Consider the following 8,973-nt stretch of genomic DNA (forward strand, 5'->3'; position numbering starts at 1 on the left):
CTCAAAAATAGTTTTTTGCGTTTTTCAAATGATTAGACTTGAAATTCGCAATGATCTTTTGCATTATTATAAGTGTGAAATGAAAAGAGCGCAAATATTTTTAGCGTCTCGATTATAACCAGGAGGAGGAGTTCAATTGATTCCTTACAAACACGAGCCACTTACAGACTTCACGAATGAAGAGAACCGACGTGCATACGAGCAGGGATTCAACGTAGTCAAAGAGTACCTCGGTCAGGAGATTCCGCTCATCATCGGGGGAGAACGCATCTATACCGATGATAAAATGGAAAACTTCAACCCTTCCAACCGTGAAGAAATCATCGGATATGTATCGAAGGCTACCCAGGATCATGCGGAACAAGCCATGCAGGTTGCACAAGAGACATTCAAAACCTGGCGCAAAGTGAATCCTGAAGTCCGCGCGGATATCCTTTTCCGTGCAGCAGCGATTGCACGCCGCCGCAAGTTCGAGCTTTCGGCGCTCCTGTCCAAGGAAGCAGGCAAGCCTTGGCCTGAGGCGGATGCTGATGTGGCTGAAGGAATCGACTTCCTCGAATATTACGGCCGTCAGATGATCGCCATGAAAGACGGTGTTCCGATCGCACAGCGTCCGGGCGAAGACAACCGATTCAACTACATCCCGCTTGGAGTCGGCGTCGTCATCTCTCCTTGGAACTTCGCATTCGCCATCATGGCGGGTACGGCAGTTGCCGCTGCGGTTACGGGGAATACGGTTCTCCTGAAGCCTGCATCCAATACATCCGTTATCGCCTATAAGTTTGTAGAACTTATGGAACAGGCAGGCCTCCCTGCGGGCGTCATCAACTTTGTGCCGGGATCCAGCCGTGATATCGGTGATTATCTCGTCGATCATCCAAAAACACGCTTCATCAGCTTCACAGGTTCCCGTGACGTTGGCGTACGCATCTTCGAGCGCGCTGCAAAAGTCCAGGAAGGACAGATCTGGCTCAAGCGGGTCATCGCGGAAATGGGCGGCAAGGACACGATTGTCGTTGATAGCGATGCAGACCTCGAACTGGCTGCACAGTCGATCGTCAAATCCGCATTCGGCTTCAGCGGCCAGAAATGTTCGGCATGTTCGCGCGCAGTAATCGTGAGCGACGTCTATGACCAGGTGCTGGATCGTGTAGCTGAGCTGACTAAAGAACTTACAGTCGGAGACCCGGAAGACTACAACAACTTCATGGGGCCTGTCATCGACCAAGCGTCGTATGACAAGATTCTCGACTATGTCGAAATCGGCAAGAATGAAGGGCGTCTTGTTCATGGCGGTACAGGTGACGATTCCAAAGGTTACTTCGTCAACCCGACAATCTTCGCAGATGTCGATCCGGAAGCCCGCATCATGAAGGAAGAAATCTTCGGGCCGGTTGTCGCCTTCACAAAAGCGAAAGACTTTGACGAAGCGATCGATATTGCCAACAACACCGACTATGGCCTGACAGGTGCGGTGATCTCCAATAACCGTTTCCATCTTGAAAAGGCGCGCGAAGACTTCCACGTCGGAAACCTCTATTTCAACCGAGGCTGCACGGCTGCAGTTGTCGGCTACCAGCCATTCGGCGGATTCAACATGTCCGGAACCGACTCGAAAGCGGGCGGACCTGACTACCTTGCGCTTCATATGCAGGCGAAAACCGTTTCCGAGATGCACTGATCAACGAAAAAGGTCTATACTATTAACTATTCATGGCGGACCGCTCAGTGTGAGTCCGCCTTTTATATGAGGGAGGATGAGAAGGATGACAAAGACACAGCAGATCATTGAACAGACGGACAAGTATGGTGCGAGAAACTATAATCCGCTGCCGATCGTCATTTCCGAAGCAGAAGGGGTTTGGGTAAAGGATCCTGAAGGAAACAAGTATATGGATATGCTTTCTGCTTATTCCGCAGTGAACCAAGGCCACCGCCACCCGAAAATCATCCAGGCGCTGAAGGACCAGGCAGACAAGGTAACGCTGACGTCGCGTGCGTTCCACAATGACCAGCTGGCTCCATGGTATGAGAAAGTCAGCAGTCTCACCGGCAAGGGAATGGTCCTGCCGATGAACACGGGAGCAGAAGCAGTCGAAACTGCTTTCAAGGCGGCGCGCCGCTGGGCTTATGATGTGAAAGGCGTTGAAGAGGGCAAGGCTGAAATCATCGTCTGCAACGGCAACTTCCACGGCCGTACGATGACTGCTGTATCCATGTCATCCGATCCTGAATATCAGCGCGGCTTCGGTCCGATGCTGCCGGGCATCGTCCATATCGATTACGGTGATCTCGAAGCACTTAAAGGCGCTGTCAACGGCAATACCGCCGCAATTATTCTCGAGCCGATTCAGGGCGAGGCAGGCATCATCATTCCGCGTGAAGGTTTCCTTAAAGAGGCACGCGAATTCTGCCGTGAAAACAACGTCCTCTTCATCGCAGATGAAATTCAGGCGGGGCTGGCACGGACAGGCAAAATGTTCGCTTGTGAATGGGAAGATGTTGACCCGGACATGTATATTCTCGGCAAGGCTCTCGGCGGCGGAGTATTCCCAATTTCCTGCGTGGCTGCAGACAAGGATGTCCTCGGCGTATTCAATCCGGGTTCCCACGGCTCCACATTCGGTGGAAATCCGATGGCCTGCGCAGTCTCGATCGCTTCCCTTGAGGTGCTTGAAGAAGAGAACCTGGCGGAAAAAGCTCTTGAACTCGGTGAATACTTCATGGAAGAACTGAGCAAAATCGACAACACGGATATCAAGGAAGTAAGGGGCCGCGGACTCTTTATCGGCCTCGAGCTGCATAACGAAGCGCGTCCTTATTGCGAGAAGCTGAAAGAGCTTGGCCTTCTCTGCAAAGAGACACATGACACGGTCATCCGCTTTGCTCCTCCGCTCATTATCTCGAAAGAAGAAATTGACTGGGCTCTCGGCAAAATCCGCGAGGTATTTGCGGCATAATCGACTGTGTATGAATTGTGAACTTAAGTCGACATCGAACCGGTGAACTATGTTACAATATTGCCGAGCAACTAATATGATTTAAAGAGGCGAATCAATACCATGAGCGAGAACACAAATCTTGTTACCTCCACACAAAAAGTGATCCATGAAGCATTGGATAAATTGGGCTACGATGAAGGCATGTACGATCTGCTGAAAGAGCCGATCCGTATGACCGAAGTCAGGATTCCGATCCGCATGGACGACGGAAAAGTAAAAGTTTTCACGGGTTACCGTGCACAGCACAACGATGCAGTCGGTCCGACAAAGGGCGGCGTGCGTTTCCATCCGGGCGTGTCGGCTGATGAAGTCCGAGCGCTGGCAATGTGGATGACGATGAAGGCCGGTATTGTTGACCTGCCATATGGCGGCGGCAAGGGCGGCATCATCTGTGATCCCCGTGAAATGTCCATGGGAGAACTCGAGCGCCTGAGCCGCGGATATGTCCGTGCGCTCAGCCAGGTGATGGGTCCTGCAAAGGATATTCCTGCGCCTGACGTCATGACCAACGCACAGATCATGGCTTGGATGATGGATGAATACAGCCGGATCGACGAATTCAACTCCCCGGGCTTCATCACGGGCAAGCCGATCGTCCTCGGCGGTTCACAGGGACGTGACCGTGCAACTGCGGAAGGCGTCATCATCTCGATCCGCGAAGCTGCAAAGCGCATCGGCATCGAAGTCGAAGGCGCACGCGTCATCATCCAGGGCTTCGGCAACGCCGGAAGCTACCTGTCCAAGTTCCTCCACGACGCCGGTGCAAAAGTCATCGCAATTTCGGATGCGTACGGAGCACTTCATAACCCTGATGGCCTGGATATCGACTATCTTCTGGACCGCCGGGACAGCTTCGGTACGGTGACGACTCTGTTCGAAGACACGATTACGAACGATGAAATGTTCCAGCTGGACTGTGATATTCTCGTTCCTGCAGCACTTGAAAACCAACTCCATGAAGGCAATGCACACGACATCAAAGCAAAAATCGTCGTTGAAGCGGCCAACGGTGCTTCCACATCAGAAGCAACAAAGATCATGACCGAGCGCGGAATCTTCCTCGTTCCGGATGTTCTTGCAAGTGCAGGCGGCGTCACCGTCTCCTACTTCGAATGGGTCCAGAACAACCAGGGCTACTACTGGACGGAAGAAGAGGTCCATGAGAAGCTTTACCAGAAGATGACCGAGGCATTTGAAAATGTCTATAACACAGCCAAATCCCGCAACATTGATATGCGTCTCGCTGCATACATGGTCGGCATCCGCAGAACCGCTGAAGCTGCCCGTTTCCGCGGCTGGGCGTGAGGTAACAAGTCAGGACCGTCCCCGTAAAGGGGACGGTCCTTTTGTCATTTCTCTTCCATCATCCCTGCAGGCGGTCGTGTCTGCCATTCGTAATCGTCACGCTCAATCCGATGGTGCCGTTCCGGTTCATCCCTGAACAGGTAGCTGAGACTCACCAGGCCGGCGATTGCGACGATTCCATAGATGATGCGGGCCATGATGGTATCTCTGCCACCGGCCAGCGTTGCAACGGCATCGAAATCGAACAGCGATACCAGGCCCCAGTTAAGGGCACCGATGATGGTAAGGGCAAGAGCGATCTTGCGGAAAGCTTCCATATAAGGCCACCTCCTCAACCCATAGGATAGACGCATGGCCCGAAGATTATGCGCCTGGAAGATGACGGAACAATGGAAAACATCTGTTCTTCATGAGAAAATATACCGGAGGAGGCGAGGAAATGAACTCATTCACATTTCAAAACCCGACCAAACTGATTTTCGGCGAAGGCCAGATCGAGAAACTTAAAACTGAATTGCCGCTGTATGGCAAGAAGGTCCTGCTTGTATACGGCGGAGGCAGCATCAAGCGGAACGGAGTTTATGATGATGTCATGCGAGAACTGGGGGAGATTGGTGCCGAGGTTCACGAATTGTCCGGTGTGGAACCGAACCCTCGTGTGACAACTGCCGAAAAGGGTGCCGCCATCTGTAAAGAGCAGGGGATCGATATCGTCCTTGCAGTAGGCGGGGGATCTGTCATCGACTGCTCCAAACTGATTGCAACTGCTGCAAAATATGACGGTGATGCATGGGATCTCGTCACGAGAAAAGCGATCCCTGAAGAAGCGTTGCCGATTGGCACGGTCCTCACTATTGCTGCGACAGGTTCCGAGATGAATGCCGGATCCGTCATTACAAATGAAGAAACACAGGAAAAGTACGGTTGGGGCGGCCCCCAGAATTTCCCGAAGTTCTCCATATTGGACCCTGCCTACACAACAAGCGTTCCGAAAGATCAGACCGTCTACGGCATCGTGGATATGATGTCCCACATCTTTGAACAGTATTTCAACAATGCGGTCAATACACCCGTGCAGGATGAAATGTGCGAAGGTGTGCTGAGGGCAATTATCCGGACGGCACCGAAACTGATGGAGGATATGGAGAATACAGAACTCCGCGGGACTATTATGTTCGCAGGAACAATCGCGCTCAACAAGTTCCTGGAGATGGGCTACAGGGGAGACTGGGGAACGCATAATATCGAGCATGCGGTTTCTGCAATCTATGATATCCCCCATGCCGGCGGACTTGCGATCCTGTTCCCGGAATGGATGAAGTACAATATCCGCAAGGGTACCCGGCCGGAGCGCTTTGCACAGCTGGCTGTCAATGTGTTTGGCGTTGATCCGGAAGGGAAAACAACCGAGGAAATTGCGCTTGAAGGTGTCAGCCGGCTCCGCAGTTTCTGGTCGTCCATCGGAGCGCCGGAGCGTCTTGCCGATTACGGAATCGATGACAAGAATATCAGCCTGATGGCGGAAAAATCCTATTCAGGTGCTCCGGTAGGCCAATTCGCTGCTCTCGAGAAGGAAGAAGTAGAATCTATTCTGAATAACAGCCTGTAATACAGAGATAAAAAAGTTGCCGGTTCTGCAGAACCGGCAACTTTTTATATTCTTAGTGCAATTTTCCAAGGTCTTCTGGTGTCGGCCTGTTGCCAAGGCCATCACGTTTCCAGGTCTTAATGCCATCGTCCTCGTCAAATGAGATGGTGACATCTGCAACATTCCGCTGGCTTGCGATCAGATCGAGCAGCCTGTCACGAATATCGTCGACTTTCTCGAAAGAGAGCGTCTTGTCAATTTCGGCAACGACTTCGACGTGAAGGGATTCTCCTTCCTTAATGACCTCCACTTTTTGAAGGTCCCGGACATCCTTATCCTCCGCGAGAAGGAAAGCGATATGGTTCAGCATCTCTTCGTCCGTCTCCCCGATTGCTCCGCGGGCATTTTCGAGGAAGATAATGCCGACCACGTAGAACATCATGGCACCGATCAGGACAGAGGCGACACCCTCAGTCCAGTTAAGTCCGAAGAGTTTCGCCAATACTACCGCAATGAGGGCAAGCAGACCGCCTGCCGTTGCAACGGTGTCTTCCATGAAGACCAGCTTTGTCGCGGGACGGGCATATTTCAGGTTGGCGAAGCTGGAAGTGACCGGTGCAAGCGGGCCGCCCTTGATGCCGGCATCATGCAGAATTTCCTTGCCCGCCTTATACAGAACGAAAAATTCAAGAAGAGTGGCAATCAGGAGAATGGTGAAACTGATCCAGAAGCCGCTGGATTCCGACGGATGGAAGATATGGTGCCATCCTTCTTTGATTGTCTCGTAAGCCATGATGCCTACGATGACTACTGCAAACAGGCAGACGAGGTTGACGATTCGCCCGAATCCATTCGGAAAGCGCCGGGTCGGCGCTTTCTTCGATAGGGCTGAACCGACATAGACGAAATACTGGTTGGCGGCGTCTCCGAACGAGTGCATGGTCTCGGCAAAGAGTGCCACATTACCGGTAAATAGAAAGCCTGCACCTTTCATAAGTGCGATAAAGGTATTGACGACAGCCGCGAGAAGAGAAGGCTTATTTCCCTGCTTCAATAGCGTCCAGAATTCTTTCATTGTGCACCTCCGGTTATTGTGTTGCGGTCAGTTCTGCGTCTCTGATGTAGTCAAGCTCATGCAGCCAGGCATAAATTTCGGATGAGTTCACTTTCGGCTGCACGGACAACCTTAGCTCCACTTCATGACTGCCGGGGAGTTGCCCTTCATCATTTATCATCTTCATCCTGATGTTTTCCGGATCGGCGCCATGTGTCCCCAGGCAGCGGATGAGTTCCTCGATATTTTCCCTCCCTGATACAACCGTGACAAGGGTGTATTCCTTTACCCGAAGTCTTTTTGGCCCCACAATATTCATGAGGGGAGGGAGGAACTCCACGCCAATCATGACGATTGCGACAGCTACGGCCGCTTCAATGTAGAATCCCGCACCTACTGCAATTCCGATGCCTGCGGCTCCCCAAATCATTGCTGCCGTAGTAAGGCCGGTGATGTTATCATTGCCCCGCTTCAGTATGACTCCCGCTCCGAGAAAACCGATGCCGCTGACGATCTGAGCGGCGAGCCGGAGCGGGTCCATCGTGATATTGATGTCGTCGCGCGGCGGGGTGGAGTATGCAGTCTCGATTGAGATGATTGTCAGAAGACAGCTGAACGTGGCGATGACCACGCTTGTTTTCAGACCGACCGGCTTGCGCTTCAGCTCACGCTCAATTCCGATGACCAGACTGAGCAACCCTGAAAAGCCCAACTTGAAAAGGACACCGGTCTCAATCAACCGTGTATCGAACAAGTAATCCATAGGATTCCCCCTTTTCCGTCAACTATGGGCAGACGGCGCCAATTCTGTTAGGCTATAATCTGTATTCACTTCCCGGGCTGGCGCGAAACGCCGGGAAAGACTTTTATATATAAGAGAGAAGATGTGCAAGTGGACAAACCTCCAATTCATCCATATATTCCGATCATGGTCGGTGTCATCACGCTGGCTTTCTCCGCCATTTTCGTGAAGCTGGTTTCTGCTGATTCAGGAGTGACCGCATTTTACAGGATGCTGTTTTCAGTTCTTGTTATGGCACCGGCCTTTTTGCTTAAGTACAGACATGAAGTGAAGCTGATTTCCAAGAGAGACTGGCTTTTTTCAGTAATTGCAGGCGTCTTTCTGGCGTTTCATTTTATTCTATGGTTTGAATCACTGAATTACACATCGGTGGCAAGTTCGACTGTCCTCGTGACACTTCAGCCGATCTTTGCCTTTGCAGGGACATACCTGTTCTTTAAAGAGAAGCTTACGTTAAAGACCATCCTCTCCGGACTGATTGCCATCGGCGGAAGTGTCCTCATCAGTTGGGGGGACTTCCGTCTGGGTGGGGAAGCGTTTTTCGGGGATATGCTGGCACTGGCTGCCTGTGCACTGATTACCGGATATCTGTTGTTCGGCCAGGATGTCAGGAAGAGGATTTCCCTCATTACCTATACATTTATCGTTTACAGCGTAAGCACGATTGCAATATTCTTCTATGTGATTGCCGCCGGCGAGCGGTTCGGCCCTTATCCGGCGATGGACTGGTTTTGGTTTGCGATGCTTGCCATTCTGCCAAACCTGTTTGGACATACCCTGTTTAACTGGTCACTTCGCTATGTGAGTACAAACGTCATTTCAATTGCCATCCTGTTTGAGCCTGTAGGCGCGGCAGTGCTGGCATACTACATCTTTAACGAGACTCTGATCCCTACACAGATCGTGGGCGGACTCATCGTCCTGGCCGGGATTACATTGTTTGTTTTGGACGGGCGGAAAATCAGAAAACTCTTTCTTGGGAAAAGGGGTTGATTTCCGCCGGCCCTATCATGTATAGTAGTTCTTGTCCTTAAGGGACGGGCCAAGCGGCCTAAAAAAACTTCTTGACACTCCTGAGAGAGGGTGTTAAGATAGTAAAGTCGCCAACAGCCGAGAGGCAACACGCGATGAACACAATGAACCTTGAAAACTGAACAGCAAAACGCTGATGAAATGAGTTCCCGGAACCCGACCCCCGTCGGGGAAACGGAACAAATGATAT

The 8,973-nt window shown here is 51.5% G+C and carries 8 protein-coding genes; 5 read left to right on the forward strand and 3 right to left on the reverse strand.

The features are described 5' to 3' along the window. Window positions 1-136 precede the first annotated feature (136 nt). The 3 genes from pruA to AV656_RS15725 all read left to right on the forward strand — a co-directional run bounded on the left by pruA (window position 137) and on the right by AV656_RS15725 (window position 4,307). The gene (gene pruA / locus AV656_RS15715) at window positions 137-1,681 is read left to right on the forward strand and encodes an L-glutamate gamma-semialdehyde dehydrogenase (RefSeq protein ID WP_063183830.1); all 1,545 of its coding nucleotides are present in this window, start codon (window positions 137-139) and stop codon (window positions 1,679-1,681) included. An 85-nt stretch (window positions 1,682-1,766) separates the two neighbouring features. Next, window positions 1,767-2,960 (forward strand): ornithine--oxo-acid transaminase, encoded by a 1,194-nt coding sequence (locus AV656_RS15720; protein ID WP_063183832.1) that lies wholly within the window; start codon window positions 1,767-1,769, stop codon window positions 2,958-2,960. Window positions 2,961-3,062: 102 nt separating this feature from the next. Beyond that, window positions 3,063-4,307 carry a Glu/Leu/Phe/Val family dehydrogenase gene (locus tag AV656_RS15725; RefSeq protein WP_063183835.1) on the forward strand — a complete coding sequence of 415 codons (1,245 nt, stop codon included), beginning with the start codon at window positions 3,063-3,065 and terminating at the stop codon, window positions 4,305-4,307. Window positions 4,308-4,351: 44 nt separating this feature from the next. Here the strand turns inward: AV656_RS15725 and AV656_RS15730 are convergent, their stop codons facing one another. After that, window positions 4,352-4,624: a DUF378 domain-containing protein gene (locus AV656_RS15730; protein WP_063183837.1), complete on the reverse strand. Its 273-nt coding sequence runs from the start codon at window positions 4,622-4,624 to the stop codon at window positions 4,352-4,354. A 122-nt stretch (window positions 4,625-4,746) separates the two neighbouring features. Here AV656_RS15730 and AV656_RS15735 point away from each other — a divergent pair, with 122 nt between their 5' ends. Next, window positions 4,747-5,916 (forward strand): iron-containing alcohol dehydrogenase, encoded by a 1,170-nt coding sequence (locus AV656_RS15735; protein WP_063183839.1) that lies wholly within the window; start codon window positions 4,747-4,749, stop codon window positions 5,914-5,916. A gap of 52 nt (window positions 5,917-5,968) precedes the next feature. Here AV656_RS15735 and AV656_RS15740 read toward each other — a convergent pair whose 3' ends face one another. Both AV656_RS15740 and AV656_RS15745 read right to left on the reverse strand, forming a co-directional pair. Then, window positions 5,969-6,970, reverse strand: coding sequence for a cation diffusion facilitator family transporter (locus tag AV656_RS15740; protein ID WP_063183841.1), 1,002 nt, complete (start codon window positions 6,968-6,970; stop codon window positions 5,969-5,971). Window positions 6,971-6,983: 13 nt separating this feature from the next. Then, window positions 6,984-7,712 carry an MgtC/SapB family protein gene (locus AV656_RS15745; protein ID WP_063183844.1) on the reverse strand — a complete coding sequence of 243 codons (729 nt, stop codon included), beginning with the start codon at window positions 7,710-7,712 and terminating at the stop codon, window positions 6,984-6,986. A gap of 129 nt (window positions 7,713-7,841) precedes the next feature. Here AV656_RS15745 and AV656_RS15750 point away from each other — a divergent pair, with 129 nt between their 5' ends. Further along, the gene (locus tag AV656_RS15750; protein WP_063183846.1) at window positions 7,842-8,744 is read left to right on the forward strand and encodes a DMT family transporter; all 903 of its coding nucleotides are present in this window, start codon (window positions 7,842-7,844) and stop codon (window positions 8,742-8,744) included. Window positions 8,745-8,973: the final 229 nt, after the last annotated feature.

Source organism: Bhargavaea cecembensis (assembly GCF_001619585.1).
In the GTDB taxonomy this organism is placed as follows: Bacteria; Bacillota; Bacilli; order Bacillales_A; family Planococcaceae; genus Bhargavaea; species Bhargavaea cecembensis_A.

Excerpts from the sequence above, each read along its gene's own strand:
- AV656_RS15720 (WP_063183832.1), top strand. The coding sequence starts at position 1,767 with ATGACAAAGACACAGCAGATCATTGAACAGACGGACAAGTATGGTGCG.
- AV656_RS15725 (WP_063183835.1), top strand. The coding sequence starts at position 3,063 with ATGAGCGAGAACACAAATCTTGTTACCTCCACACAAAAAGTGATCCAT.
- AV656_RS15730 (WP_063183837.1), bottom strand. The coding sequence starts at position 4,624 with ATGGAAGCTTTCCGCAAGATCGCTCTTGCCCTTACCATCATCGGTGCC.
- AV656_RS15735 (WP_063183839.1), top strand. The coding sequence starts at position 4,747 with ATGAACTCATTCACATTTCAAAACCCGACCAAACTGATTTTCGGCGAA.
- AV656_RS15740 (WP_063183841.1), bottom strand. The coding sequence starts at position 6,970 with ATGAAAGAATTCTGGACGCTATTGAAGCAGGGAAATAAGCCTTCTCTT.
- AV656_RS15745 (WP_063183844.1), bottom strand. The coding sequence starts at position 7,712 with ATGGATTACTTGTTCGATACACGGTTGATTGAGACCGGTGTCCTTTTC.